This window comes from Pontibacter ummariensis (genome assembly GCF_900188175.1).
GTDB lineage: Bacteria > Bacteroidota > Bacteroidia > Cytophagales > Hymenobacteraceae > Pontibacter > Pontibacter ummariensis.
Genome location: NZ_FZOQ01000005.1, coordinates 65,645 through 89,715 on the forward strand (window position 1 = coordinate 65,645; position 24,071 = coordinate 89,715).

The following is a 24,071-nucleotide window of genomic DNA, read 5'->3' on the forward strand; positions in this document are numbered from 1 at the left end:
GGAAAGCAGTGGTGCTTCTTCCCTGTCTCAGGACTGTTCTCCCTTTAGGGCCGCAATCGCCTGCCTGGGGTCACTGGAGTCAAACACGCTGCTTCCTGCCACAACAGCGTCTGCCCCTGCGCTAACCACCTCCGTTACGTTTGTTTGGTTGATTCCTCCGTCCACTTCGATCAAAGCAGCAGCGCCTTTCCTATTAATCAGCTCTCTAAGCCGGCTTATCTTGTCAAGCGTTTGAGGAATGAACTTCTGCCCACCAAAGCCGGGGTTCACAGACATCAGGCACACCATGTCCAGGTCCTGGATAACGTACTCCAAGCACCCGAGAGGCGTGTGCGGGTTCAGGGCAACACCAGCTTTGCAGCCAAGGCGCTTTATCTGCTGTACCACGCTGTGCAGGTGCGTGCAAGCTTCTGCGTGCACGGTCACCTGGCTTATGTTGAATCGGGCGAATATCTCCAGGTAGCGCTCAGGCTGCACAATCATCAGGTGCAGCTCTACGGGCTTTTTAGTGTGCTGCTGAATCGCTTTGAGTACAGGCGTGCCAAAGGAAATGTTGGGGACGAACACACCGTCCATCACGTCTACGTGCAGCCAGTCAGCCTTACTCTCGTTTACCGTTGCTAAGGTTCTGCCGAGGTGGGCAAAGTCTGTAGACAGTATGGAGGGAGCTACTAAAGGTTCTTTCATGTTGTTTCTGTCTTTCATGCGCCCTTGTTTACGGCAACGCTAGTACAGTAGTGGTTGTGCAAGGTAAACAAGCAGGTTTACAACTATCTCAAGCCTTTTTTCTGGTCATGCGTAAGCTTAGATGGTATGTAAGAACAGGCAGCACCATAAGCTGAATGAGCGGGGACAGTCCCACCTCAAGACCCGGAAGCACGGGCATCAAACAGGTATAATTCCATTCCCCGACTGCCAACGCCCACAGCTCAAAACCAACAGCGAGTGCGCCGCCAATCAAAGCCAACACGGCATACCGGACAATGGTGTTGTGCCCTGGCCAGTAGAGATCTTTATAAACAAGCGCAAGCACGAGGTAAACCAGCAGAATCACCAGGGCGTCTATAACTGAGGCAACAAAGCAAATCCAAAAGTGCTCCATGAAACCACCATAGCCCACGTACAGGAAGGCTTGTGCATTTTCCCACACAAGGTTCACCAGAAAGCCGATTGCCAGAATCCAGGCGGAAAGAATAACAGCACCTCTCCCTTTTGTTTTACCCATGTACTGCTCACCCATAATCATTGATGGTTTCGTTAAAGTTCAAGATATCAGAAGCCTTCTCTCCAACCTTTTCCCTTTTTCAGCTCATGCCTTTGCCTTGAACGAAGGAAATGAAGGAGGGGAGAACTTCATTTAAAGAACAAATCGTTTTTTAGCCTTTCACCTTCGTTGATTCCCACATAGAAGCCGTCACAGACAGCAGCAACTAGCCAGGCGCAATGGCCTAGAAAAGGGAGATGCGATGTCACTACCTCATGGAGACGTCTTTGTTTTGTGCAACAATATTTGGATTAAAACTGTTGTTTGTGTTATCTTTACACGCACAACTGGCGTTTCCTCTACAGAAGTGGAGGAAACCATTCCTTTGTTATCCGCGTTGGGTACTTAATAAATGCGCAATCTGTTCCACATATTCTTAGTCATCTCCTTGCTCGTTAGCACGGCAGGGTTTGCTGTGACGAAGCATTTCTGTGGAAAAACCCTGGCAAGCGTGTCGGCAGGAACTGAAGCCAAGTCCTGCTGCGATCCAGACAGCATGCCTGCTGACTGCGACTGCCATAGCGACACCGACCATGTGTCGGTGGAGGATGATTTCCAGCTCGATCAGCAGACAATTAAGTTTACTCCCCAGCTGCAGTTCGTACTTGTTAGCTTCATCAATGAATTGCGGCTTGCCCTGCTCCTGGACGAGCCGTCCAGAAAGCTTTTATTTCATTCCAAACAGCCTCCTTTAGCTGAATCTGAGATCTACCTCAAGGTTCAGTCTTTCCTGATTTAAAACATAGTTTTTCTAATGTAGGTACACCCTTTATAAAGGGTTGTTTGCCTATGGCTTTGCCTTTGCTGAGCCGCGTTGTCTATTCCTTTACAACAAGAAACAACTATGCTTAACAGAATAATCAGATTTTTCTTAGTGAATAAACTGGTGACAGCCTTGCTGACTGTTGCCTTCGTGGCCTGGGGTATCTCCACAGCGCCATTTAACTGGGAGAGTGACCTCATTCCCAGGGACCCTGTACCGGTCGATGCGATCCCGGACATCGGGGAAAACCAGCAAATCGTCTATACAGAGTGGATGGGGAAATCCCCCCAGGACATTGAGGACCAGGTGACCTACCCACTGACCACAGCCCTTTTAGGTGTTCCGGGGGTGAAAACTATACGAAGCAGCTCTATTTTCGGTGTTTCGAGCATCTATGTTATCTTTGAGGAAGATGTAGAGTTTTACTGGAGCCGCTCCCGAATCCTGGAGAAGCTCAACTCCCTGCCTTCCGGCACCCTGCCGGAAGGCGTGCAGCCGGCGCTGGGGCCTGACGCCACAGCGCTGGGGCAGGTATACTGGTACACCCTGGAGGGCCGCAACCCCGAAACAGGGGAGCCCACCGGCGGCTGGGACCCGCAGGAGCTGCGTTCTATTCAGGACTTTTATGTGAAGTACTCCCTGGCATCCGCTGAAGGCGTATCTGAGGTAGCCTCCATCGGAGGGTATATAAAAGAGTACCAGGTCGACATCGACCCTATCGCCATGAAAAGCCATGGGGTGAATGTCAGCCAGATCATGGAGGCCGTGCAGGAGAGCAACCAGGATGTGGGTGCCCGCACCATTGAGTTCAACAAAGCAGAGTATTTGGTTCGCGGCCTCGGCTACATCGAGAGCATCAATGACCTGGAAGAGGCCGTGGTGGCCGTAAACGAGAATACGCCGATACGTCTAGGGGATGTCGCCCGCGTGCAGATGGGACCCGCCACCCGGCGAGGTGGCCTGGACAAGGGCGGAGCCGAAGCGACAGGAGGCGTTGTGGTGGCCCGTTATGGCTCCAACCCGCTGGCGGTAATCAACAATGTGAAGGAACAGATTGAGGAGATGGCGCCTGGCCTGCCAAGTAAGGTACTGCCGGACGGCACCGTCTCCAAGGTAACCGTGGTTCCTTTCTATGACCGCACTGGCCTTATCTATGAAACCCTAGGAACGCTGGAGGAGGCGCTCACGCTGGAGATTCTCATCAGTATCATTGTGGTGGTTATCCTGGTGCTGAACCTGCGCGCCTCTATCCTGATCTCGAGCCTGCTCCCCATCGGGGTGCTGATGACCTTTATCGTGATGCGCTACGCCGGGGTCGACGCCAACATTGTGGCCCTTTCCGGTATCGCCATCGCCATCGGGGTCATGCTGGATGTGGGGGTCATCTTCACCGAAAACATCATCCGCCACCTGGAGATGCCCGGCAACGAGGGGCGATCGAAGCTGGAGGTAATCTATGAGGGGACTATCGAGATTGCCTCTGCCGTGCTGACGGCCCTGGCCACGACAGTTATCAGTTTTATTCCCGTTTTCGCTATGACGGGGCAGGAAGGAAAGCTGTTCGGCCCCCTGGCCTTCACCAAAACCTTTGCGCTTTTGGCGGCCCTTTTCGTGGGCATCGTGGTCATTCCCGCGCTCGCACATGCGCTCTTCTCCCTCGGGTTCGGCAAGAGCAAAACCAGGAGGATATGGAACTTCAGCCTCATCGCCTTAGGTGTGCTGGTGCTGTTCTATGTGCCATGGGCAGGGTTAGTGCTCCTTGCTCTTGGAGTGAACAACCTGCTGGAGCCTTACTGGCCAGAGGGCAAAAAGCAATACACCAATTACATCAACATCGGCATTGTGCTCGTGGGGGTGCTTTACTTCCTGACAAGGGAGTGGCTGCCGCTGGGCGCCGGCCACAGCTACGTCACCAACTTAATTTTCGTGGCAGGTGTCATTGCGCTTGTGCTGGGTGTCCTGCTTTCTATGGTGAAGTACTACCAGCCTATACTGTCCTGGTGCCTGGACAACAAGTGGAAATTCCTCTCCATCCCAATCGGCATTGTGCTGTTTGGCCTTTTCGCCTGGCAGGGCTTTGACAGAGTTTTCGGCTTTGTGGCCACGGGGGCGGAGAAGCTGGGATGGAACGTGCGGGAGACAGAAGGCTGGGTGGCTGTGAGCGAGACTTTCCCGGGTGCCGGGGAAGAGTTCATGCCGCCGCTGAACGAAGGTTCTTTCCTGCTGATGCCTTCCACGATGCCGCATTCCGGCGTGGAGGAAAACATTGAGACAATCCGCCAGCTCGACCTGCTCGTGACGGCTATCCCGGAGGTGGACGTGACGGTCGGGAAGTGGGGGCGCGCGGCCACGGCCCTTGACCCGGCCCCTATCTCCATGTATGAGAACGTCATCAACTACAAGTCAGAGTATGTGCGGGACCAGGACGGTTACCGCGTTGCTTTCAAAGTGAATGACGAGGGCCAGTATGTGCTCAAAAACGGGGAGGTGTTCGACCCGGAGACCATGGAACGCGCTGACCTGGATGTGTCTCTGCTGGTGCCGGACCCGAGCGGGGAGTATTTCCGCCAGTGGCGGGACCACATCCAGTCCCCGGACGACATTTGGGAGGAGATTGTGGCCGTTTCTAACCTGCCGGGCATGACCTCGGCCCCGAAACTACAGCCCATTGCCACACGCCTGATCATGCTGTCAACCGGGATGCGGGCACCCATGGGCCTGAAGGTATTCGGGCCTGACCTGAAGACGATTGAGAAGGTGGGCCTGCAGATGGAGAATATCCTCAAGGAGGTGCCCGGGGTGAAGGATGCCTCGGTCTTTGCGGACAGGGTGGTTGGAAAGCCTTACATGGAGTTTGACATTGACCGGCAGGCTATCGCCCGCTACGGCCTTTCCATAGCCGATGTGCAGCGCATCATCAATGCGGCCATCGGAGGCATGGGCATGACCACCACGGTGGAGGGACGCGAGCGGTATTCTGTGCGGGTGCGTTACGCCCGGGAGTTCAGGGATAACCCGGAGGACGTGAAGGGCCTGCTTGTTCCTACCCCTACCGGGGCGCAGGTGCCGCTGGGCCAACTGGCAGAGCTAAACTATGTGCAGGGGCCGCAGAACATCAAGAGTGAGGACACTTACCTGCTCGGGTACGTCATCTTCGACAAAGAGGATGGCTACGCGGAGGTAGAGGTGGTGGAGAACGCACAGGAGGTCATCAATGAGAAGATCGCCTCGGGAGAGTTTGAGGTGCCGGCCGGCGTGAGCTATAAATTCGCGGGAAACTACGAGAATCAGCTTCGGGCGGCCAAGACCTTGTCCATCGTCATCCCCATCAGCCTGGCAGCTATATTCCTGCTGCTCTACTTCCAGTTTGGGGAGGTGCAGCCAACGCTGATGGCTTTCTCAGGGGTATTCGTGGCCTTTTCCGGGGGATTCATCCTGCTGTGGCTCTATAACCAGGGGTGGTTCCTGGACTTCACCCTCTTTGGGGAGAACATGCGGGACGTGTTTCAGATACGTCCTATCAACCTGAGCGTGGCTGTGTGGGTAGGCTTTATCGCCCTCTTCGGGGTGGCTACCGACGACGGTGTGCTGATGGGCACTTACCTCAAGCAGGTGTTTGCGAGGGAAGAGACCACCGACAGGGACTCCATCCGCAAAGCCGTTATCATGGCCGGGAGCCAGCGGGTAAGGCCAGCCGTTATGACCACCGCCACCACCATCATTGCCTTACTGCCTGTCCTGACCTCGACCGGTAAAGGCTCGGACATCATGATTCCGATGGCCATCCCGACTTTCGGGGGGATGTTCATTCAGTCCATCACCATGTTTGTGGTGCCGGTGCTCTACAGCATGTGGCAGGAAAGAAAGTGGGCAAATAAACCAAAAGCATTAGCGAAAGCATCATGAGAAATATAAAATATAAGCAGATAACAATGTGGCTCCTTGCCTTCAGTCTGGCGCTGCTGCCCCTGCTCTCGCAGGCGCAAGGCAGCAGGCAGGTAGACAGGTACCTGGTGCAGGGGGCAGAGAACAACCCAAGGCTCAAGGCGCTGTTCACCCAGTACCTAGCGGCTTTAGAGCAGATACCGCAGGTCGGAACGCTGCCTGACCCGCAGGTTACATTTGGCTACTTCATCAAGCCCATCGAGACGCGTGTGGGGGAGCAGAAAGCCACTTTCTCGGCAAGCCAGATGTTCCCCTGGTTCGGTACCCTGGAGGCGCAGGAGCGCGTAGCCGCTCAGCGGGCAAAGGTGCGGCTACAGGCCTTTGAGGAGGCCAAGCTGGAGCTATACCGGGACATTCGGGTCACCTACAACGACCTGTACTACCTTCAGGTGGCCACGCAAATCACGGAGGAGAACCTGGAGATTCTCACTTCTTTCAAAGAACTGGCGCAGGTGTACTTTGAGACAGGGCAGGCAGGGCTGTCAGCCGTGCTCCAGGTCGAGATGGAAGAAGAAGAGCTACGCAGCAGGCTCGAGTACTTGGTGGACAGCAAAGAGCCCTTGGTCACCAAGTTCGAGCAATTGCTGAACACGGACCTGGAGGAGCCTGTCGCCTTTCCGGATTCCCTCTGGGAGGAAGAGCTGCTGCTGGAAAAGGAAGAGATATACAAAGTCTTACTGGCGGAGAACCCCCGCTTGGAGCGGCTCCGTCAGGAGGCTTTGGTGTACGAGAACCAAGTGGAGGTGGCCGAGAAAATGGGGCTCCCCTCCTTTACGCTGGGGGCAGGCTACACAAATGTTGCACCCCGGAATGATGTAGAAATGCCCGACAATGGGCAGGATGCCTTTCTCTTCCCGCAGGTCGGCATCAGGGTGCCGATCTACAGAAAAAAGTACAAGGCCATGCAACAGGAGGCCCTGCTGGAAAAGGAGGCCGTGGAGCTACAGAAAGAAAACCTGGAGAACCAACTGCTCACGGAACTCGAGGAAGAGTACCGGGACCTGTTGGAGGCACGGAGAAGGGTAGCGTTATACAAAAGGCTCTCTAACCTGGCCGAGGAGTCCTTTAGCCTGCTGCAGGAGGAGTTCTCCACCGGTAGGAACAGCTTTGAGGAGGTGCTGCGCATGGAGCGGCAGCTGCTCAGCTACCGCCTGGAACTGGCGGAGGCCAGAACGGCCCTGAACAACCAGGTATACAATATCAACTACTTAATGGGAAGCCAATATGAAACAAAAAATAGATAAAAGAACAGTGTATTTAGGCCTGGGATTTTTAGTGCTCGGGCTGCTGCTGGGATGGGTTTTCTTCGGCGGGGAGTCCGAGGCACCTGTAGCGGAAGGGGAAACGGAACTGGCCCATGACCATGAGGGCGAAGGCACTATCTGGACCTGCGCCATGCACCCCCAGATACGGATGAATGAACCGGGGCAGTGCCCTATCTGCGGCATGGACCTTATCCCCCTGAAGGAGGGAGGGGCGACTGTCTCCGTCAATGAGATCCAGATGACGGAGTCGGCTATCCAGCTGGCGAACGTACAGACGACTGTGGTGCAGCAGGCAGAACCGACTAAGGAAGTGTACCTCCCGGGAAAGGTGAAGGCAGAGGAAACAGCCGTGTCAGACATAACGGCGCGCTTCCCGGGGCGCATAGAGCGGCTGTACGTGAACTTTACGGGACAGGAAGTGAAGAAAGGCCAGCTGCTGGCCAGCATCTATTCCCCGGAGCTTATTACGGCGCAGAAAGAGCTGCAGGTGGCGGCGCGACTGCGGGAAACGAACCCCTCTTTCTATGAATCAGCAGTTCGGAAGCTCAGGCTCTGGAACCTGTCCGACGCGCAGATCAGCCGCATCGCAGGCGGCGGAAAGCTACAGGATAACCTGAACATCTACGCCCCGCAGTCCGGTACGGTCGTAGCCAAAAACGTGAATGTGGGGGAATACGTGACCGAGGGGCAGCCCCTGTTCCAGGTGACGGGCCTGGATGACCTGTGGGTGCTCTTCGATGCCTATGAAAGTGAGCTGCCCTGGATAGAGGTAGGCGATGAGATTCGCTTCACAGTACAGTCCCTTCCAGGGGAGGTGTTCACCAGCAAAGTGACCTTCATCGACCCGGTCATCAACCCTGGCACGCGCGCCGCCTCTGTGCGGACGGAGGTGAAGAATGAGAATGGAAAGTTAAAGCCCGACATGTTCGCGCAGGGCGTGCTCCAGAGCGAGCTGGACGTATCTGCCAGTGCCCTGATGATCCCGAGGACGGCGGTGCTGTGGACAGGAAAACGCGCTGTAGTCTATGTGAAGAATCCTGCCTTTGATCAACCCACCTTCGAGTTCCGGGAAGTGGAGCTTGGCCCTGAGGCGGGGGGTATGTATGTGGTGAACAGCGGCCTGAGGCCCGGGGAGGAAGTCGTGACCAACGGCGTGTTCCAGGTGGATGCGGCGGCCCAGCTGCAGGGCAAGGTGAGCATGATGAACCCGAGCGCTGATCCCGGGGCTGCCGCTGGCGCTATGGCCGGAATGCCGGGAATGGACATGCCGGCAGCGGGGGGGGCTCCCTCCCAGACCAGCACCTTCAAGTACGTGGAGGGGGACGTGGTCGACCTTCGCGGAAAAGTCCCTGCCGCTTTCAAGAAACAGCTGAACGACGTGGTAGACGCCTACCTGCTTTTAAAGGAGGCATTGGTAGAGGCCGATGAAACGGAAACGGCCAAATACAGCACGGCCTTGTTGGTTGCCCTGCAAAAGGTGGACGACAGTGTGCTGGAAGGGGAGGCGAAGGCATTCTGGGAGGAGAAGAAAGCATTCCTGCTCCAGCACACGAAGCTGTGCAAAGAAGCGGACACCATAGAGGGAAAGCGCGAGAACTTCATTTTCCTGTCCCAGCCCTTAATTAAGATAGTCGAGGCCTTCGGGGCGCGGCAAACGCTGTACGTGGATTACTGCCCTATGGTAAAAGCTTATTGGCTCAGCGAAGTAGAAGAGATCCGCAACCCGTACATGCCGCAGATGCTGACTTGCGGGGAAGTGAAAGATGTGATCAAACCGTAAATGTTTTTTATATCCTAAATTTTAAAAGATGAAAAAGTACAATTTAAAGTGGACCTCTATGATCGCAGTGATCATGTTGCTGACCTTTACAGCATGTAACAACGAACAGGCTGCCGGGGAAGCAGAAGGAATGGAAATGGCTGATGACATGGGTGAAATGGAAGGCATGGGCCACATGGGAGAAATGGAAATGATGCAGGAGAGCGAAACAGTGGCTGCTGTCAGCACAGAAGGCGAGCCGGCGTTTGTCGTGGCGTACATGGACATCAAGAACGCCCTGGTGAACGACAATTACGAGCAGGTACAACAGGCGGCATCTAGCTTGCAGGAAGGCCTGGAGAACAGTGAACTGACCGAAGCGCAGCAGAGCCAGCTAAAAGAATTGGCTGGTCAGTTAGCCGAGGCTCAGGACATCATGGGCCAGCGCCAGTCTTTTGCCCGGCTGTCACAAGAGCTGTATGAGGTAGTGAAGAATAATGATGTAACCGAAAACAAGCTTTACTGGCAGCACTGCCCCATGGCCCTGAATAACCAGGGAGCCAACTGGCTGAGCTTTGAGGAGCAGGTCAGAAATCCTTTTATGGGGCAGAAAATGCCCGGATGCGGCTCTGTTGAAGAAACGCTTTAATGAGATTAAATTTTAGTACCCTTTATAACACAAACACAATCATGAGAAAAAATATCTTAATGCTCGCCCTTATGTTCGGCTCCTTTACTATGGTTTCAGTACAGGCACAGGACACTAACAGTAGAGAAAAGACCGCAATCGCACAGGCACAGTCCAGTGCCACATTTGAAGTGAACGGAAAGTGCGGGATGTGCAAGAAGCGCATCGAAAAAGCCGCCCTGGGGCTGGAAGGCGTTGAGTCAGCAGTGTGGGACGCGGAGTCTAAAGCCCTGGCAGTAAAGTATGACCCGGCCAAAGTATCCGAGGCCGATATACAGAAGCAGGTTGCCAGCGTGGGCCATGACACGGAGCAGGTAAAGGCAACAGAAGAGGCCTACAACAGCCTGCCGGGATGCTGCAAGTACGAGAGAAAATAAAACTGAAATGCAGGGGAGGAAAGGCCCCTGCATTTTTTCATTAAGCCAACTACCGTAGTGATGAGAAGAAAAGCGACAAACTACTTACACCCCTTTCTGACAGCGCTCCTGTTTGCCTTTGCCCTGCTTTCTTGCGGGCAGCAGGACACTGATGTGGAAAACGAAGCGGCCCCGGACGAGGTGGAGGCCCTGAAACAGGAGGTGATGGGCGTGCATGATGCGTTCATGCCCCGGATCGGAACGCTGATGAACCTGAAAAGGCAGCTGAAGGAAAAAGCCGCACAGCTGGACACGGCAAAAGAAGCCGACAAAGAGCAAGCAGCGGCTTTAGCGCTTGCCATTAAAGATCTGGAGGAGGCCGATGAGGCCATGATGCAGTGGATGCGCACCTATAAGGACCCGAGCCATGCGGAAGGGAAAGCCATAGCATTGCAATACCTGGAGCTTAAAAAAAGAGAGATACTGGTGGTGAAGCGCCAGATGGAAAGCAGCGAAGCAGCTGCCAAATCCACACTACAAACACAATCGCCCTATAAGGAATAGACCAATGAAACTCATAATTTTTAAACACAGCCTCCACCTGAGCCTGCTCTTTATAATGGTGATGCTCCTCTCCTGCAAGGAAAAGGAGGAGCGCCTGCCTATCCTGGGCCCAAGGGAGGTACAGGCGGGGGACACCCTTTACCACACGATTCCTGACTTTGCCTTTGCCGACCAGGACAGCTCCCTGGTGACGCCGGAGACGTTTCAGGGCGACATCTACGTGGCTGACTTCTTTTTCACCTCCTGCCCCACGATCTGCCCAAAGATGAAAAGCCAGATGCTTCGCGTGTACGAGAAGTACCAGGGCAATGATAACGTGAAGTTCCTCTCCCATTCCATTGACCCGGCGCATGACACGGTGGCGGTGCTAAGAGACTATGCCGACCGACTCGGTGTAGACGCTGGGAAATGGCACTTTATCACGGGTGACAGGGATGCCATCTTCGACATTGCCCAAAACAGCTATATGGCGAGTGCCATGGAAGATGAGAAGGAGCCAAGCGGGCTGGTGCACAGCGGCGCTTTCCTGCTGATAGACTCCCAGCGCAGGGTGAGAGGCCACTATGACGGCACCAAAGCGGAGGAAGTGGACCAGCTCATGCGCGATATGGATCTGCTGCTCAAGGAAGAGCGCCTTACGGAGAAATAAGAAATACAGACCTATGAAAGGAACAACATATCAAATTAGAAATATGGTGTGCCCCCGCTGTATCACGGTCATAAGCACAGAGCTGGAGGGACTGGGTGTGGCGTTTGAGATTGACAGGCTGGGGGAGATCACCATCTTTGACCATGATCAGGTGGACATGGCTGCTGTGAAGCAGGTGCTGGAAAAGCATGACTTTGAGCTGATCCAGGACAGGGACGAGCTACTTGTAGAGCAGGTGAAGCTGGCGGCGCTGGATCTTGTGCAGGGTCATGTGACCACCAGTCTCCGTAACTCGGACTATATCGCTGAACGGGTCGGTCAGTCCTACAGCAGCCTGAGTAAGACGTTCTCCAAACGGGAGGGTGTTACGATAGAAAAGTACCTTATCCTTCAGAAGATAGAGAAGGTAAAGGAACTGCTGGAGTACGGGGAGATGAACCTGAGTGAGATTGCCCGCAAGCTCGGCTACAGCAGCGTGCACCACCTTTCCAACCAGTTCAAATCCGTGACAGGTCTGACGGTGAACCAGTACAAGGATTCCGAAGACAGGGAGAGAAGTTCTTTGGGTAAAGCGTGAGGCAAAATCTTGTACATATCATCCGGAATCCTGTACAACGGATAAGTCTTTTTTGGGGTTTACTATTATAAGAACGCTAAGGTAGGCGTTCTGTCAACCAACCTTAAAAAGACAGATTATGAAGACTAAGATGAAGATGATTTTCGCCACCCTTTCCATTGCCTTGCTGATGGTGTTCTCGTTTAACGTGTTCTCGCAGGACAACAAACCGCAGCAGGACGAAAAAGGTAAGAAGTCAGGCTGTATGGCGATGATGCAGGATGAGGCCCAGATGAAAGACTGTATGGCCATGATGGGTAAAGACATGGAAGGATGCATGGCCATGATGGAAGGCAGGGAGATGAAGGAGATGTGCGCCAACATGATGGCTTCGATGAAAAAAGGCTCTTCCATGTGTAGCATGCACGGCATGATGGGCGAAGACAAGGAAAAAGCAACAGAGCCGGAGAGCCAGAAGCTTTAATTTAAGAGCGGGAGACTACTGCCGGGGCAGGCAAAGGCCATGCTTTAGAGTGGCATTTGTAAGGACATGAGTACAAGGGGGGCACCGGTTTTAGCTGTTTGTCTGGCTGCCCTCCCTGTCCGCCCTCGAGGCACCATTGCTTTAGCCAGGCAAACAGTATATATCAATAATGATTAACTGAAAATATTATAAATATGGAATTTTTTGGATTTAGTTTTTTCTGTACGTTGCTATTCGCAGGCGTGCTATTTGTCCTGCTCTATGAGCTATTCTCCACCTCCAAAGACGGAGGAAAAGAAAGCCCGCTGGACGTGCTGCGCAAGAAGTACGCTTCCTTTGAGATGAGCACAGAAGCTTACGAAGAGCGCAGAGAAGTGCTTGAGCGCGACTTAAAGAAATAAACCTGTATTACCCAAAGCCTGCCTGAGCAGGCAGGCTTTTCATTTATACCTTAATCAATTTTTAACCATCTAAACACTTAAAACTATGAATCACAACCACGAACACAACAACAGCCCACACCAGGATCTGCTACACATTTTGGCGCAGTGCGCCGATGAGTGCGACCACTGCTTTGACGAATGCCTCGACAATGATAGAACGGATGAGCTGGTGCGCGCCCTCAGAGCATGCCGGGACTGCGCCAAAATTTGCCGCATGACGGCGAGTCTTGTGGCCTCAAATTCCATGTTTGCACAGCGCATGGTGGACCTCTGCGCGGAAGCATGCCAGCAGTGCGCGGATGTGTGCCAGAACCACAAAGAAGAAGAGCATGAGTGCAAGGCTTGCGCCAAGATCTGCCGCGATTGCGTGGAGGCCTGCAGGAACTATAAAGGCGTAGGCGCTTAAGAAGCCTACTTCTAAGATGGATTAAGTGAAGGCCTGCCTGTTCAGGCGGGCCTTTTACTTTAGGTATGAACGTGAAACAAGATGAGCTTAGTTAAAGACAGATACGAAGTGGAGGGCATGACCTGCGCCTCCTGCGCTAACAGCGTTGAAAGCATGCTTTCCCACGTGGAGGGGGTGAAGTCAGCCAGCGTGAACTTCGCCGATTCCAGCGTGCTGGTGGAGCATGAGCCGGAGGTGGCCACTCCCGACAAGCTACAGGCGGCTGTTGAGGAAATAGGCTACAGCCTGATCATAAACCAAAAGGCGGGAGAGGAAAGCCGCGAGGAGCGTGAGGAACAGAAATTGCGTTACACCAGGCTAAAGCTCATGGTGGCGATGGCGCTCTCCGTTCCTGTGGTCCTGATCGCCATGCTTCTTCCCGGTATTCCTTACGCGGATTGGATCATGCTGGCTTTGAGTGTGCCTGTTATATTCTGGAGCGGGAAGGAGTTTTTCATCATTGCCTATAAGAGAGCCCGGCACTTCTCCGCCAACATGGACACACTGATAGCGCTTGGAACGGGAGCGGCCTTCCTCTTTAGTGCCTTTAATACCTTTTTCCCGGGTTACCTGAGAAGCAGGGGCCTGGAGCCACATGTGTATTATGAAGTGGCAGCTATTATTGTCGCCCTGATCCTGCTGGGCAGGTACTTTGAGGAAAGGGCTAAGTCCCGTACCTCCGCTGCTATCAAGAAACTCGTTAACCTGGGCGTAAAAACTGCAAGGGTCATTCGCGGGGGTGTGGAGTTGGAGGTTCCTATTGGGGAGGTTGAAAAAGGGGACATTATTCTGATCAGGCCGGGAGAGAAGGTACCGGTAGACGGGAAAATCACAGAGGGAAAGTCTGTCCTGGACGAGAGCATGATCACAGGGGAGTCTATTCCTGTCGAGAAAGGGGCCGGTGACACGGTCATAGGGGCCACCATCAACAAGACGGGCAGCTTTCAAATGGTGGCCGAGCGGGTGGGCAGCGAAACTATGCTGGCCCAGATCATCAGGCTGGTGCAGGAGGCGCAGGGAAGCAAGGCTCCTATCCAGAAAATGGTAGACCGTATAGCGTCCGTGTTTGTTCCGATCGTCATCGTGATTGCTATTCTTAGCTTCGTCGCCTGGAGCGTATGGGGACCCGAGCCCGAGATTACCTACGCCATGATCGCCGCAGTCACCGTGCTAATCATCGCCTGTCCCTGCGCGCTGGGCCTGGCAACCCCCACCGCTATCATGGTAGGTATCGGGAAGGGGGCTGAAAGAGGTGTCCTGATCAAGAATGCCGAGAGCTTGGAGCTGGCGCATAAACTCAATGCGGTTGTGCTCGATAAGACAGGCACTATTACGCAGGGCAAGCCGGAAGTGACGGATGTTCTCTGGGACCTTTCCCCCGATGCAAGGCAGGAAGCCTCCTATGTTGTATATGCAATGGAGTCCCAGTCGGAGCACCCGCTGGCAATGGCTGTTGTCAACCACCTGAAGCCCGAAAACTCACAGGCCATTCTGCTGGATTCCTTTGACAGCGTGACAGGGAAAGGCGTAAAGGCAAGCTTCAACAGCAAGCGGTTTCTGATTGGTAACAGGAGACTGCTGGATGAAAATGGGGTAAACGTTTCACCTTTCCTGCTGGAGGAAGTGGAGCGGCTGAGCAGGGAGGCCAAAACCATCATTTATGTAGCGCAGGACTCAGAGGCTGTGGCCGTCATCGCCATAGCGGACACTATCAAAGAAACCTCGAAGGCGGCCATCGCCTCCCTGCAGCAGATGGGGCTGGCGGTGCACATGCTGACAGGAGACAACCGGCAGACAGCGGAGGCGATCGGAGAGCAGGCAGGGGTGGATTACATCAAGGCGGAGGTATTGCCCGCCGATAAAGCCGCCTATATCAAAGAACTTCAGGCCAGCGGGCTCAAGGTGGCCATGGTGGGTGACGGCATCAACGACTCCCCTGCCCTGGCGCAGGCAGACCTTGGCATTGCCATGGGTACAGGGACGGACATTGCCATAGAGAGCGCCGAAATCACGCTCATTAGAGGTGATTTGGAGGACATCGTGACTGCAATAAGGCTTTCCAACGAAACAGTGAAGACGATACGGCAGAACCTGTTCTGGGCCTTTATTTATAATGTGACCGGTATTCCGATCGCGGCGGGGGTGCTTTACCCTTTCACCGGCTTTCTGCTGAACCCTATGTTTGCCGCCGCTGCCATGGCGTTCAGCTCCGTATCGGTGGTAACAAATAGCCTTCGACTGAAGGCGAAGACCTTGAAATAGTTTTGTAAGAGTCCTGTGGTGGTTCACTGTGCAAACGGCTACCGGTCAGCCATCGGGGCCAGTATTTTAGAGAAGTCTCTGCAAACTCCGGTGTATGACCTAAGTGAGGCTGTGAAGGAGTTCAGGCACAGCTGATGAAAGAATCACCACAGTTCAATTTTGTTAAACCTAAAAGAAGAGAATCATGGAAAAAGAGAATCAGAATAAGAGCCAGTCGGGAAGTATAGTAGAAGAAAATTTCCCCATAGGGGGGATGACCTGCAGTGGATGTGCCAACAGCGTGAAACGGTCCCTGACGAAACTGGAGGGGGTTAAATCGGCAGAAGTAAATCTTTCCGACGCATCGGCCAAGGTAGCCTATGACTCAAATGCTGTGACGCCTGCGCAGATGCAAGAGGCCGTAGAAACAATCGGCTTTAAGTTCGACAGGCGCAAAAGCTAAAAAGAAAAAGTATGGGAAACATGATGAAGTGGATGCTGGTAGGGTGCCTTGTGGCGCTGGCGCTGACTTTTGGGCTGCCGCTGCTGGGCATAGAAGGCTATGGGGATTGGGGCACCTAGCTCTTACTCACACTGGTGTTGGCCTGCGTGCTGCCTATGTTGCTGATGAACCGGAAAAAAGATGGCTAAAGGGTCATCTTATTTGTAGATAACCAAGCGCTTCGGTGTGAGTACAAGAGTGTGCAAAGCAGTAAGTGCTTTCATTGTGTTGGCTGTAAAATTTGGCTTGATAGGGTGACGGCCTATGAAGCTTCAAAGATTGATAATATACTGAGACAATGGAAAAAAGAAACTCACTTTCTTTCTCCTCCCTGATTTTCCAGTAGAGGATGGGGGAGCCTTTTTCGCCTTTCTTCACGTGCCCGCCCAGCTCCTTTGCCTGCTTGAAGGTGAGGAAGTAAGGCGTGGTGAAGCACCTCTCCTCGGTGATGTAGTGGAGGTAAAAAGCATTGAAGCCTTCGTAGTGCCGGCCCGACAGGTAGTTCTTCGGGAGGCCGTAGGAGGTCCAGGGCTTTTGCCAGGGCACCTTGCCCTGCTCCAGCTGCGTGATGATTTCGTTTGTTACCTGTTCTGCCAACTGGTTGAATTTTTCGAATGCGTTCATAGGAATGGAATTTGGTGGATGTATGAGATAAATACTATTCTATAGAATGGTGAAAAAAGCTTCGCTGCTTCTTTAGCCATGGGAGGTCATCTCTCCTTCGGGCTATTTGCGGGTATCGAACTGGCCGCTTCCCTGCAGCAGGGCGTCCCGCATCCGCCGCAAATCGGAGAGGAGGCCGGCGTAGTGCATTCCGCTTGTATGGGCGTCGCTGACCAGGTACTCTGAAAGCAGCGTGTACACCTGGTCCAGGGTGCGCGCCATCTCCAGCGGGGTGATTTCTTCTGTCAGCAACTGGAGCAGGGGACGGCTATCGAATGTGCTTTCAGCGGCACCCCTGTTAGTTGCCAGCCTGTAGAAGGGCTGCTTTATGTCCGGTGATGGTGTGGGCTGTTCCATGGGCTCTATTTCCTGTCGGGGTATCTTTCTTCCAGCTCCCTTAGGCATGCTTCAGCCTGCTCTGTAGTCCTGGTGAAGCGCACCAGGCAAAGGCTGGCAGCTTCCCTGCTTGTCATCAAACCTGCTTCCCGCAGCTTCAGGATCATAAGCTTTAGGCTTTAGTTTAAAAGCCAGCTCTATGTGCCTTTACACGGCTCTTGCCTTATCATAAATGGGCAGCACAGTCAAAGTAGCTTTAGCCGCCCGGCATGTCCAAGCACTTTCTTCTTAGCCTGCAGAGATAAAGTAGAATGGAACCGCTATGTGCTTTGCTTTACACAAAATATGTAAAAGCAAAGCATGAATATGTAAAACCTTTTGATTGAGGCCTTGTAAAACAGGAACAGAATATGTAAAACTTAAATTACATGCGCTTTGCTCCAGAGCATCTTGTACATAAGGGAATGCCACAGCAGTGTAAGTTTGAGTAAGCCTGCAAAGGAAACGACCTAAACAGAGGCTCAGACGCCTCCTCTTCTCATAACCCTTGACTCTACGAAGAAAAAGCTGCGCTGCTTTCTTTGCAACAGCACTGCCTTCAGCAAGCACCTTGCAGTCAAACTTGAAGCAAAGCAAAAAGAAACTATAACGATGGACAAAGGTCAGGATAAAAACCAAGGCAACGGCAAGCATCAGGACGGCATGGGTATGCGCGGTGTCACCAGGCCCATGGCAGAGAAGCAGATAAGAGAACATAACAAACAGATGCAAGGAGACGGGCAGGGTCAGCACAAAAGAGGTGACTACCGGCATGAAGCGCATCAACAGGAAAAACACGGCGGACACAACATGGACATGTCGGAGGAGATGCGGAAGAAGATGCTGCACATGCACCACATGCAGACGCTGTGGGTGTACTGGATGATCATTATTCTCGGTGCCTGGGTGCTGCTCTCTCCTCTCACCTTTGACTACAGCATAGGCACAGTGCAGCCATCGGGGGGAAGGAGCGTATGGCTCTCAATGGAGCAGCGCATCGCTTTTATGAAGTGGAGCGACATCATCAGCGGGGCCTTGCTGATCTTTTTCGGCTGGCGGGGGCTCACGCCTAACCGCCCCGTCAGCCTCTGGGTCTGCTGCTTTGTCGGTATCTGGCTCACCATGGCTCCCATTATCTTCTGGTCTCCTACGGCAGTAGCCTATCTCAACGATACAATGGTAGGTGCGCTCATTATAGGCCTCACCATCCTCATACCGGGAATGCCCAACATGATCATGTACATGAAGATGGGGCCTGCCACGCCTCCGGGCTGGAGCTACAATCCCTCCAGCTGGCCGCAACGCTGGATCATGATGGTGCTGGGCTTTGTCGGCTGGCTCGTGTCGCGCTACCTGACGGCTTTCCAACTGGGCTACATCGACTCCGTGTGGGACCCTTTCTTTGGGCAGCAGAGCGAGCAGGTGCTCAATTCGGCCATGTCCCATTCCATGCCTATCTCGGACGCCGGACTGGGCGCCATTGCCTACACCTTTGAGTTCCTGATGGGCTGGATGGGAGCCCCTACCCGCTGGCGTACGATGCCCTGGATGGTGGCCGTGTTCGGCATCCTGGTCATCCCGCTGGGGCTGGTGCACATCTTCCTGGTCATCAGCCAGCCGGTGATTGTGGGCGCTTGGTGCACCTTCTGCCTTTTGGCAGCGGCAATCATGATCCCTATGATACCATTGGAGGTGGATGAGGTAATCGCTATGATACAGTTTATGAAAAAGAAGCTGAAAGAAAGGGGGCAGGGGTTCTGGAAGCTGTTCTGGGAAGGCGGCACGATTGAAAGTGGTGAAAAAGACGAGGCCCCTGACATGATGGAGTTTCCGCAGAAGCCGGGGCCGGTGTACAGCGCCTCCATCTGGGGAATCAGCTTTCCCTGGAGCCTTTCTATTGCCACGCTTTTAGGAGCGGCGCTGGTGGCAGCACCAGGAGTCTTTGGAGTAGGCATTCAGGAAACGGTGGCCGACATCTACCATTTGAGCGGTTCCCTTATTGTGGTTGTATCGTTGATCAGTATGGGAGAGCCGCTGCGCATCTGCCGCTACTTTAACATCCTGCTCGGGCTGGCTGTGGCGGTGGCGCCGTGGTTTTTAAGCAGTAGCCCCCTTGGTTTAAGTATAACTGGTTTGTTGCTGGGTTTGGGAGTGGCAGGCCTGGCTATTCCTTTGGGCCCTAAAACACAACGCTATGCAGAGTGGGACGCGTACATCAAGTAGTAGTGTGCAGCCAAATGAGGCAGACATCCTGTCGGACGAGGAGCTAAAGACGGGCGTACGGGAGGTGCTCTACAAAAACATGATCAGTGGGCGGAAAGCCGGGTTTGACTATCATTACACCAAACCCTCCCCTGGCACTTACCCGTTTCAGTACTTCTGGGACACCTGTTTTCATGTCTTCATCCTGAGTGCCTTCGGTGAGGAGAAGATGGCCAAGGAGCATGTGCGCAGCCTCTTTCAGATGCAGCGCCCTGACGGCTTCGTGGGGCACATGAGTTACTGGAAGCGCCTGTGGCCTGCACGTGTCACAGACTTGCTCCAATTGAGGCCCCGGGATGTGCTTCGGCTCTACAAGCCGCATATGTCAGCTTTGGTGCAGCCTCCCATTGTTGCGCAGGCCGTGCTGCGGGTTTATCGATATTCGCATGATGGGGCATTCTTAAGGGAGATGCTGCCAAAACTTAAGAAATACTACCGGTGGCTGGCAGAGAACAGGGACTTTGAGGGAGAGGGGCTGCTTTCTATCATCACGCCCTTTGAGTCTGGCATGGACTGGAAAGCGAGCTACGACCCCCTGCTGAAGTTTACCAAAGGGAAAGCAGGCCCGCTGCTTTTCTGGAAAGTGCTGCAGGTGGATGCCCACAACTTCCTGAAAGGCTATGACCTGCGCCGCATCTATAAGAGCAATAAATTCGTGGTAAAGGACGCCGCCTTCAACACCATCTACGCACAGAACCTTGAGGTCATGGCTGAGCTGTGTCAGCTAGCAGGAGATGAAGATGGTCCGGGTTTTCTCTCCATGGCAAGGCAGACGGAGAAGAGCATCCTCCGCTACATGTACGACGAAGAGGACGCTGCTTTCTACGACCTCTACGGGCACCACTTCAAAAAGCTTAAAGTGCGCACCGGCACCATCTTTTTCCCTGTGGTACTCAAGAGCGTGTCGGATGAGGTGTGCCGAAAAGTGCTGGAGAGACACCTGCTGGACAAGGACGGCTTCCATGTGCCCTATCCTGTTCCCTCGCTGGCCACAGACGAGCCTGCCTTCAACCCGAACAGCTCCCTCTACATCTGGCGCGGCCCCACTTGGGTTGTCTTTAACTGGTTCATGCAGGGCTACCTGCTGGAGAAGGGATATAAACAGGAGGCACGGGAACTGCTTCTTAGTGTCAAGCGGCTGGTTTCCGGAAGCGGCTTCCGGGAGTACTACAATCCTTTCACCGGCGAGGGCCACGGGGCCGAGGATTTCACCTGGTCAGGGCTTGTGGTAGACATGATCAAAAGGCAGCAGGATGAGGGAGACACGTAACGTAGAAATCTTCTTTAGACCTATCGCAGTCAAAACCTTTTTGCACCCGGATACCGTTCAAAATAACATCTTTAAACCTATTGTTTAACCTATAAAATGAAAACAAATGTTTCACCACGTAAAAGAATTACAGTTTAACGCACGCGTATCCAAGCCGGATCCGAAGTTCGCTTCGATGCTGCTGGAGCAGTTTGGCGGGGCTAACGGAGAGCTGGCGGCAGCCATGCAATACTTCGTGCAGGCTTTCCCGGCACGTCAGCCGTACCCGGACAAATACGATATGCTCATGGACATCGCAACAGAAGAGTTCAGCCACCTCGAGATTGTGGGTGCCACTATTCAGATGCTGCTGGGACCGGTAAACGGAGAGTTGAAAGATCTGGCTGACAAGTCAGAGATCATGGGACTGCTCGATGGCAAGGCTGCCAAAGAGAGCATGATCCACGAGGCCATGGTTAACCCACAGTTCCTGGCCCTGAGCGGCGGCGGTCCTACATTAACAAACAGCCAGGGTGTGCCGTGGAATGCCGGCTACGTGAATGCCAACGGCGACCTGACAGTAGATTTACGTTCTAACATAGCGGCAGAATCTCGCGCGAAGATCGTGTACGAGTACCTGATGCAGTTCACCGACGACCCCTACGTGAAGGAGACACTACGCTTCCTGATGACACGTGAGATTGCGCACGCCCAGATGTTTGAGGCAGCACTGTCGACCATCACACCGAACTTCCCACCAGGCGTACGTCAGGGGGATCCACGCTACACTAACTCTTACTTCAACATGTCAAGTGGCCCTGAAGTGCGCGGACCATGGAATGAGGGACAAATGCCTGTAACAGGCGATGAGTGGATATACGTGGATGACCCGGTAAAGCACGTAATAGAGTCTAATGGAATGACGGAGCATGGCCCAAGGGGCACCGTGCGCGGCATGAAGGAAACAGACGAGCTGAATATGGCGCTTAGCCAGAAGCGAAGCGCTCATATCAAGTCCTCTGTGCCGAAAGGGGAGAACCAGTGGAGCACCTACCCCCAGAAGGACATGTAGCCTAAGATGCTGTCTTGGTAGTAGGAAAGCAGCAGAAAGAGAAGCAGGGTTGGTGAAGATTCAGTTTTACACCGACCCTCTTTGTTGTTGGAGCTGGGCTTTTGAGCCCCAGTGACGCAGGTCTAACTGTAAGTTTAGCGGCAAAGTGAGGGGGCGCTACCGTGTGGCTGGCATACTGCTTAACTGGGACAGCTACAGAGATCCGATAAACTGTGTGAGTAGGCCAACTCAGACAGGAGTCGGTGTGGCTGGAGGCAAAGCGCCTCTTCTACATGTCCACAGATGATAAGGTTTGGTTCTACAGTCAGACCAGCTCGTCGTTCCCGACCTGCGTGGCTGTGAAGCGTGCGAGGCTGCAGTCGCCGAAGGTAGAAGAGGTGTACTTGCGGCGGGTGCAGGAGGCTATTTTGCTACAGGGCCGGAATATCTCCAAAAGAAAGCTATGCTTAGAGGTGGTAAAGGAACAAAACTCTTACAAGAATAAAAAGCTTGATTCTGAGGGGCTGACCGCTACTGCCTTTGTACAAAGGCAGTAGCGGTCAGCAGAGCTGTGTTGCCCGTTCGGACTGCTCCTACACTTACTCAATTTTGCTTTTGATAGAGAAAACAAAACTTCTGTTCAGGTAAAGTGCCTTCTATAGAAGTAGGCCAAAGACTGAAGCAGGTTCACTACCTTTTTGCCAAGGTGAGCGCAACTCTTTATAGGCAACAGCACTTTTTATTTAACACCCTTTACTCACCTTCTAAACCTATTTTGGTACAGCTCGCTATAAACCCAAACATTATCCAAAGACAGCTATGTATACAGCTCTTGTTCTTCTGTTTAAAACAGTAGAAGTCAGAAGCCCCGCCGAGACGTTGCTGAAGGATAAATAGCCCTCCCTTTTAGCTTTGGCTGCACAAGGTGCACAGGGTCTTTCCAAAGTGTGTCTCAGCATTTATTTTTAAGGTGGGAGGGTGTTCCGGCTAGCTCAGAACAGTGCCTGGACTAGCCATCAAATAAAGAAAAGCAGAATGGATAAAGAAGCTATTTTCTGGAACGGGTATGAGCCCCTGCTGCGCATACTCATGGTGGGCGTTATGGCCGGTATTGGTATTATCTTCGTGCTGCGGATCGCAGGTAGGCGAACGCTGCTGCGCATGAGTGCCTTTGACTTAGCCGTTAAGGTAACCATAGGCTTAGCGGTTGGCTTTGTTTTTACTGCTAAGCAGGTTTCGCTGATTGACGTTCTTGTGATTTTCGCACTGCTTGTGGGCCTTCAGCTTGTTGTAAGCTGGATAGAGAAGAAGCCGGAGAAGTTATCCGACCTTATAACAGAAAGTCCTACTTTATTATTTTACCGAGGGCGATTTCTTGAGCGGGAAATGAAGAAGCATCGGGTGTGTAAGGCAGAAGTAATAAAAGCGGCAGGTGCGGAGAAGCTGGACGACATGAAGAAGGTTAAAGCTGTCGTACTGGAAAAAAACAGAAGCCTTACCATCATCAAAAGAACAGGAAAGGGCAGAGACAGATGAGGTGGCAGGAGAGCCATTTTCCCACTGTGACAGCAATGAAGAGGCAAACAGGGAAGCAAGAAAGAAGCCGCCCGTACACCCTTTAGTAGTCTCGTGTCACCTTTCAGGGTAATCTCCCAGCGTCTCCGGCAGCTGGGCGAGCGCCTGCCCCAGCTGCTCATCGTTGGGGGCCACCCCGTGCCATTTGTGGGACCCCGTCATGAAATCCACGCCGTAGCCCATCTCCGTGTGCATCAGGATCATCACTGGCTTGCCTTTGCCTGTGGCTAACCTGGCTGCCTCTAAGGAAGAAAGCAGCTGTTCAAGATCATTGCCCTCCGCCTCCAGCACACGCCAGCCGAAGCACTCAAACTTAGCCCGTAAGTCTCCGAGAGGCAGCACGTCTTCCGTGGTGCCGTCTATCTGCTGGTGATTCCGGTCCACGGTGGCAATCAGGTTATCTACTTTCATAGCACCTGCATAGAGAGCGGCCTCCCATATCTGGCCTTCCTGTAGCTCTCCGTCACCCATCAGCACATACACCAGGTTCGGATCCTTGTTCAGCTTCTTGGCCTGCGCGGCGCCAATGGCCACGGACAGGCCCATCCCCAATGAGCCGGAGGCAACGCGTATGCCGGGCAGATCCTCCGCTGTCGCTGCGTGTCCCTGCAGCCGGGAGTTAAGCCTACGGAAGGTGGCCAGCTCTTTCACGTCAAAATAGCCGGAGCGGGCCAGTACGCTATACCATACGGGGCAGATGTGGCCGTTGGAGAGAAAGAACAGGTCTTCGCCCACCCCGTTCATATGAAAAGAGGGGTCGTGGCGGAGCACCCTGAAGTACAGGGAAACAAAGTATTCGGTGCAGCCCAGCGAGCCGCCGGGGTGTCCGGAGTTAACGGCGTGCACCATCCGGAGGATATCTCTTCTAACTTGGGAGGCGATCGCCTTCAGCTCCTCCACACTCTTCTCAAAAGGGTTTCCAGTCATAAGTCAGTACTTTTTGTAGATACCGCGTGAGATAAACATAAACGT

Annotated in this window: 26 protein-coding genes; 19 read left to right on the forward strand and 7 right to left on the reverse strand. The window is 53.5% G+C overall.

Annotated elements, in window-relative coordinates; translation table 11 throughout:
- Positions 1-27: 27 nt before the first annotated feature.
- Entirely contained in the window at positions 28-705 is a 678-nt protein-coding gene (gene rpe, locus CHB92_RS07030; RefSeq protein WP_245842361.1) for a ribulose-phosphate 3-epimerase, read from the reverse strand.
- A 70-nt stretch (positions 706-775) separates the two neighbouring features.
- The gene (locus CHB92_RS07035) at positions 776-1,240 is read right to left on the reverse strand and encodes a hypothetical protein (protein ID WP_089318488.1); all 465 of its coding nucleotides are present in this window, start codon (positions 1,238-1,240) and stop codon (positions 776-778) included.
- Positions 1,241-1,616: 376 nt separating this feature from the next.
- On the opposite strand from CHB92_RS07035, the gene CHB92_RS07040 reads away from it, so the two are divergent.
- The 14 genes from CHB92_RS07040 to CHB92_RS07105 all read left to right on the forward strand — a co-directional run bounded on the left by CHB92_RS07040 (position 1,617) and on the right by CHB92_RS07105 (position 15,885).
- Entirely contained in the window at positions 1,617-2,003 is a 387-nt protein-coding gene (locus CHB92_RS07040; protein WP_089318489.1) for an HYC_CC_PP family protein, read from the forward strand.
- 105 nt (positions 2,004-2,108) lie between these two features.
- A complete protein-coding gene (locus tag CHB92_RS07045) occupies positions 2,109-5,933 on the forward strand; it encodes an efflux RND transporter permease subunit (RefSeq protein ID WP_089318490.1) in 3,825 nt (1,274 codons plus the stop codon).
- Positions 5,930-7,216: a TolC family protein gene (locus CHB92_RS07050; RefSeq protein WP_089318491.1), complete on the forward strand. Its 1,287-nt coding sequence runs from the start codon at positions 5,930-5,932 to the stop codon at positions 7,214-7,216. Before CHB92_RS07045 ends, CHB92_RS07050 begins: the two co-directional genes overlap by 4 nt.
- A complete protein-coding gene (locus CHB92_RS07055; protein WP_218824239.1) occupies positions 7,197-9,017 on the forward strand; it encodes an efflux RND transporter periplasmic adaptor subunit in 1,821 nt (606 codons plus the stop codon). The genes CHB92_RS07050 and CHB92_RS07055 overlap by 20 nt, the downstream gene beginning before the upstream one ends.
- 28 nt (positions 9,018-9,045) lie before the next feature.
- Positions 9,046-9,645: a DUF3347 domain-containing protein gene (locus CHB92_RS07060; RefSeq protein WP_089318492.1), complete on the forward strand. Its 600-nt coding sequence runs from the start codon at positions 9,046-9,048 to the stop codon at positions 9,643-9,645.
- A 41-nt stretch (positions 9,646-9,686) separates the two neighbouring features.
- Positions 9,687-10,061 (forward strand): heavy-metal-associated domain-containing protein, encoded by a 375-nt coding sequence (locus tag CHB92_RS07065; protein WP_089318493.1) that lies wholly within the window; start codon positions 9,687-9,689, stop codon positions 10,059-10,061.
- A gap of 60 nt (positions 10,062-10,121) precedes the next feature.
- Positions 10,122-10,604, forward strand: a complete 483-nt coding sequence (locus CHB92_RS07070) for a hypothetical protein (protein WP_089318494.1) — start codon at positions 10,122-10,124, stop codon at positions 10,602-10,604.
- 4 nt (positions 10,605-10,608) lie between these two features.
- Entirely contained in the window at positions 10,609-11,253 is a 645-nt protein-coding gene (locus CHB92_RS07075; RefSeq protein ID WP_089318495.1) for an SCO family protein, read from the forward strand.
- Between the two features lie 13 nt (positions 11,254-11,266).
- Entirely contained in the window at positions 11,267-11,830 is a 564-nt protein-coding gene (locus tag CHB92_RS07080) for a helix-turn-helix domain-containing protein (protein ID WP_179222979.1), read from the forward strand.
- Positions 11,831-11,948: 118 nt separating this feature from the next.
- On the forward strand, positions 11,949-12,293 hold the full coding sequence (locus tag CHB92_RS07085; protein WP_089318497.1) for a hypothetical protein: 345 nt from the start codon (positions 11,949-11,951) through the stop codon (positions 12,291-12,293).
- Between the two features lie 194 nt (positions 12,294-12,487).
- Positions 12,488-12,694: an SHOCT domain-containing protein gene (locus CHB92_RS07090; protein ID WP_089318498.1), complete on the forward strand. Its 207-nt coding sequence runs from the start codon at positions 12,488-12,490 to the stop codon at positions 12,692-12,694.
- 85 nt (positions 12,695-12,779) lie between these two features.
- Entirely contained in the window at positions 12,780-13,142 is a 363-nt protein-coding gene (locus CHB92_RS07095) for a four-helix bundle copper-binding protein (RefSeq protein ID WP_089318499.1), read from the forward strand.
- 81 nt (positions 13,143-13,223) lie between these two features.
- Entirely contained in the window at positions 13,224-15,443 is a 2,220-nt protein-coding gene (locus CHB92_RS07100; protein ID WP_245842363.1) for a heavy metal translocating P-type ATPase, read from the forward strand.
- Positions 15,444-15,627: 184 nt separating this feature from the next.
- Complete coding sequence (locus CHB92_RS07105; protein WP_089318500.1) at positions 15,628-15,885, forward strand: heavy-metal-associated domain-containing protein; 258 nt, start codon at positions 15,628-15,630, stop codon at positions 15,883-15,885.
- A gap of 192 nt (positions 15,886-16,077) precedes the next feature.
- Here the strand turns inward: CHB92_RS07105 and CHB92_RS07110 are convergent, their stop codons facing one another.
- The 4 genes from CHB92_RS07110 to CHB92_RS25485 form a co-directional block, all read right to left on the reverse strand.
- Positions 16,078-16,548 carry an ArdC-like ssDNA-binding domain-containing protein gene (locus tag CHB92_RS07110; protein ID WP_089318501.1) on the reverse strand — a complete coding sequence of 157 codons (471 nt, stop codon included), beginning with the start codon at positions 16,546-16,548 and terminating at the stop codon, positions 16,078-16,080.
- Positions 16,549-16,650: 102 nt separating this feature from the next.
- On the reverse strand, positions 16,651-16,944 hold the full coding sequence (locus tag CHB92_RS07115) for a hypothetical protein (protein ID WP_089318502.1): 294 nt from the start codon (positions 16,942-16,944) through the stop codon (positions 16,651-16,653).
- A 5-nt stretch (positions 16,945-16,949) separates the two neighbouring features.
- A complete protein-coding gene (locus tag CHB92_RS25760) occupies positions 16,950-17,090 on the reverse strand; it encodes a hypothetical protein (RefSeq protein WP_179222980.1) in 141 nt (46 codons plus the stop codon).
- Positions 17,091-17,211: 121 nt separating this feature from the next.
- Positions 17,212-17,616: a hypothetical protein gene (locus CHB92_RS25485; RefSeq protein ID WP_144266285.1), complete on the reverse strand. Its 405-nt coding sequence runs from the start codon at positions 17,614-17,616 to the stop codon at positions 17,212-17,214.
- Here CHB92_RS25485 and CHB92_RS07120 point away from each other — a divergent pair.
- The 5 genes from CHB92_RS07120 (at position 17,575) to CHB92_RS07140 (ending at position 23,060) form a co-directional block, all read left to right on the forward strand.
- On the forward strand, positions 17,575-19,185 hold the full coding sequence (locus CHB92_RS07120) for a vitamin K epoxide reductase family protein (protein ID WP_089318503.1): 1,611 nt from the start codon (positions 17,575-17,577) through the stop codon (positions 19,183-19,185). The two genes, CHB92_RS25485 and CHB92_RS07120, sit on opposite strands and share 42 nt — an antisense overlap.
- Positions 19,157-20,494, forward strand: coding sequence for an amylo-alpha-1,6-glucosidase (locus tag CHB92_RS07125; protein ID WP_245842365.1), 1,338 nt, complete (start codon positions 19,157-19,159; stop codon positions 20,492-20,494). The genes CHB92_RS07120 and CHB92_RS07125 overlap by 29 nt, the downstream gene beginning before the upstream one ends.
- Before the next feature lie 106 nt (positions 20,495-20,600).
- A complete protein-coding gene (locus CHB92_RS07130; protein WP_089318504.1) occupies positions 20,601-21,545 on the forward strand; it encodes a manganese catalase family protein in 945 nt (314 codons plus the stop codon).
- 272 nt (positions 21,546-21,817) lie between these two features.
- Positions 21,818-22,081: a DsbA family protein gene (locus tag CHB92_RS07135; RefSeq protein ID WP_144266286.1), complete on the forward strand. Its 264-nt coding sequence runs from the start codon at positions 21,818-21,820 to the stop codon at positions 22,079-22,081.
- 478 nt (positions 22,082-22,559) lie between these two features.
- Positions 22,560-23,060: a DUF421 domain-containing protein gene (locus CHB92_RS07140; RefSeq protein WP_089318506.1), complete on the forward strand. Its 501-nt coding sequence runs from the start codon at positions 22,560-22,562 to the stop codon at positions 23,058-23,060.
- 96 nt (positions 23,061-23,156) lie between these two features.
- On the opposite strand, the gene CHB92_RS07145 is transcribed toward CHB92_RS07140, so the two are convergent.
- Positions 23,157-24,026, reverse strand: coding sequence for a transketolase (locus CHB92_RS07145; RefSeq protein WP_089318507.1), 870 nt, complete (start codon positions 24,024-24,026; stop codon positions 23,157-23,159).
- Between the last annotated feature and the right edge of the window lie 45 nt (positions 24,027-24,071).

Excerpts from the sequence above, each read along its gene's own strand:
- rpe (WP_245842361.1), bottom strand. The coding sequence starts at position 705 with ATGAAAGACAGAAACAACATGAAAGAACCTTTAGTAGCTCCCTCCATA.
- CHB92_RS07035 (WP_089318488.1), bottom strand. The coding sequence starts at position 1,240 with ATGGGTGAGCAGTACATGGGTAAAACAAAAGGGAGAGGTGCTGTTATT.
- CHB92_RS07040 (WP_089318489.1), top strand. The coding sequence starts at position 1,617 with ATGCGCAATCTGTTCCACATATTCTTAGTCATCTCCTTGCTCGTTAGC.
- CHB92_RS07045 (WP_089318490.1), top strand. The coding sequence starts at position 2,109 with ATGCTTAACAGAATAATCAGATTTTTCTTAGTGAATAAACTGGTGACA.
- CHB92_RS07050 (WP_089318491.1), top strand. The coding sequence starts at position 5,930 with ATGAGAAATATAAAATATAAGCAGATAACAATGTGGCTCCTTGCCTTC.
- CHB92_RS07055 (WP_218824239.1), top strand. The coding sequence starts at position 7,197 with ATGAAACAAAAAATAGATAAAAGAACAGTGTATTTAGGCCTGGGATTT.
- CHB92_RS07060 (WP_089318492.1), top strand. The coding sequence starts at position 9,046 with ATGAAAAAGTACAATTTAAAGTGGACCTCTATGATCGCAGTGATCATG.
- CHB92_RS07065 (WP_089318493.1), top strand. The coding sequence starts at position 9,687 with ATGAGAAAAAATATCTTAATGCTCGCCCTTATGTTCGGCTCCTTTACT.
- CHB92_RS07070 (WP_089318494.1), top strand. The coding sequence starts at position 10,122 with ATGAGAAGAAAAGCGACAAACTACTTACACCCCTTTCTGACAGCGCTC.
- CHB92_RS07075 (WP_089318495.1), top strand. The coding sequence starts at position 10,609 with ATGAAACTCATAATTTTTAAACACAGCCTCCACCTGAGCCTGCTCTTT.
- CHB92_RS07080 (WP_179222979.1), top strand. The coding sequence starts at position 11,267 with ATGAAAGGAACAACATATCAAATTAGAAATATGGTGTGCCCCCGCTGT.
- CHB92_RS07085 (WP_089318497.1), top strand. The coding sequence starts at position 11,949 with ATGAAGACTAAGATGAAGATGATTTTCGCCACCCTTTCCATTGCCTTG.
- CHB92_RS07090 (WP_089318498.1), top strand. The coding sequence starts at position 12,488 with ATGGAATTTTTTGGATTTAGTTTTTTCTGTACGTTGCTATTCGCAGGC.
- CHB92_RS07095 (WP_089318499.1), top strand. The coding sequence starts at position 12,780 with ATGAATCACAACCACGAACACAACAACAGCCCACACCAGGATCTGCTA.
- CHB92_RS07100 (WP_245842363.1), top strand. The coding sequence starts at position 13,224 with ATGAGCTTAGTTAAAGACAGATACGAAGTGGAGGGCATGACCTGCGCC.
- CHB92_RS07105 (WP_089318500.1), top strand. The coding sequence starts at position 15,628 with ATGGAAAAAGAGAATCAGAATAAGAGCCAGTCGGGAAGTATAGTAGAA.
- CHB92_RS07110 (WP_089318501.1), bottom strand. The coding sequence starts at position 16,548 with ATGAACGCATTCGAAAAATTCAACCAGTTGGCAGAACAGGTAACAAAC.
- CHB92_RS07115 (WP_089318502.1), bottom strand. The coding sequence starts at position 16,944 with ATGGAACAGCCCACACCATCACCGGACATAAAGCAGCCCTTCTACAGG.
- CHB92_RS25760 (WP_179222980.1), bottom strand. The coding sequence starts at position 17,090 with ATGATCCTGAAGCTGCGGGAAGCAGGTTTGATGACAAGCAGGGAAGCT.
- CHB92_RS07120 (WP_089318503.1), top strand. The coding sequence starts at position 17,575 with ATGGACAAAGGTCAGGATAAAAACCAAGGCAACGGCAAGCATCAGGAC.
- CHB92_RS25485 (WP_144266285.1), bottom strand. The coding sequence starts at position 17,616 with ATGCTTGCCGTTGCCTTGGTTTTTATCCTGACCTTTGTCCATCGTTAT.
- CHB92_RS07125 (WP_245842365.1), top strand. The coding sequence starts at position 19,157 with ATGCAGAGTGGGACGCGTACATCAAGTAGTAGTGTGCAGCCAAATGAG.
- CHB92_RS07130 (WP_089318504.1), top strand. The coding sequence starts at position 20,601 with ATGTTTCACCACGTAAAAGAATTACAGTTTAACGCACGCGTATCCAAG.
- CHB92_RS07135 (WP_144266286.1), top strand. The coding sequence starts at position 21,818 with ATGTCCACAGATGATAAGGTTTGGTTCTACAGTCAGACCAGCTCGTCG.
- CHB92_RS07140 (WP_089318506.1), top strand. The coding sequence starts at position 22,560 with ATGGATAAAGAAGCTATTTTCTGGAACGGGTATGAGCCCCTGCTGCGC.
- CHB92_RS07145 (WP_089318507.1), bottom strand. The coding sequence starts at position 24,026 with ATGACTGGAAACCCTTTTGAGAAGAGTGTGGAGGAGCTGAAGGCGATC.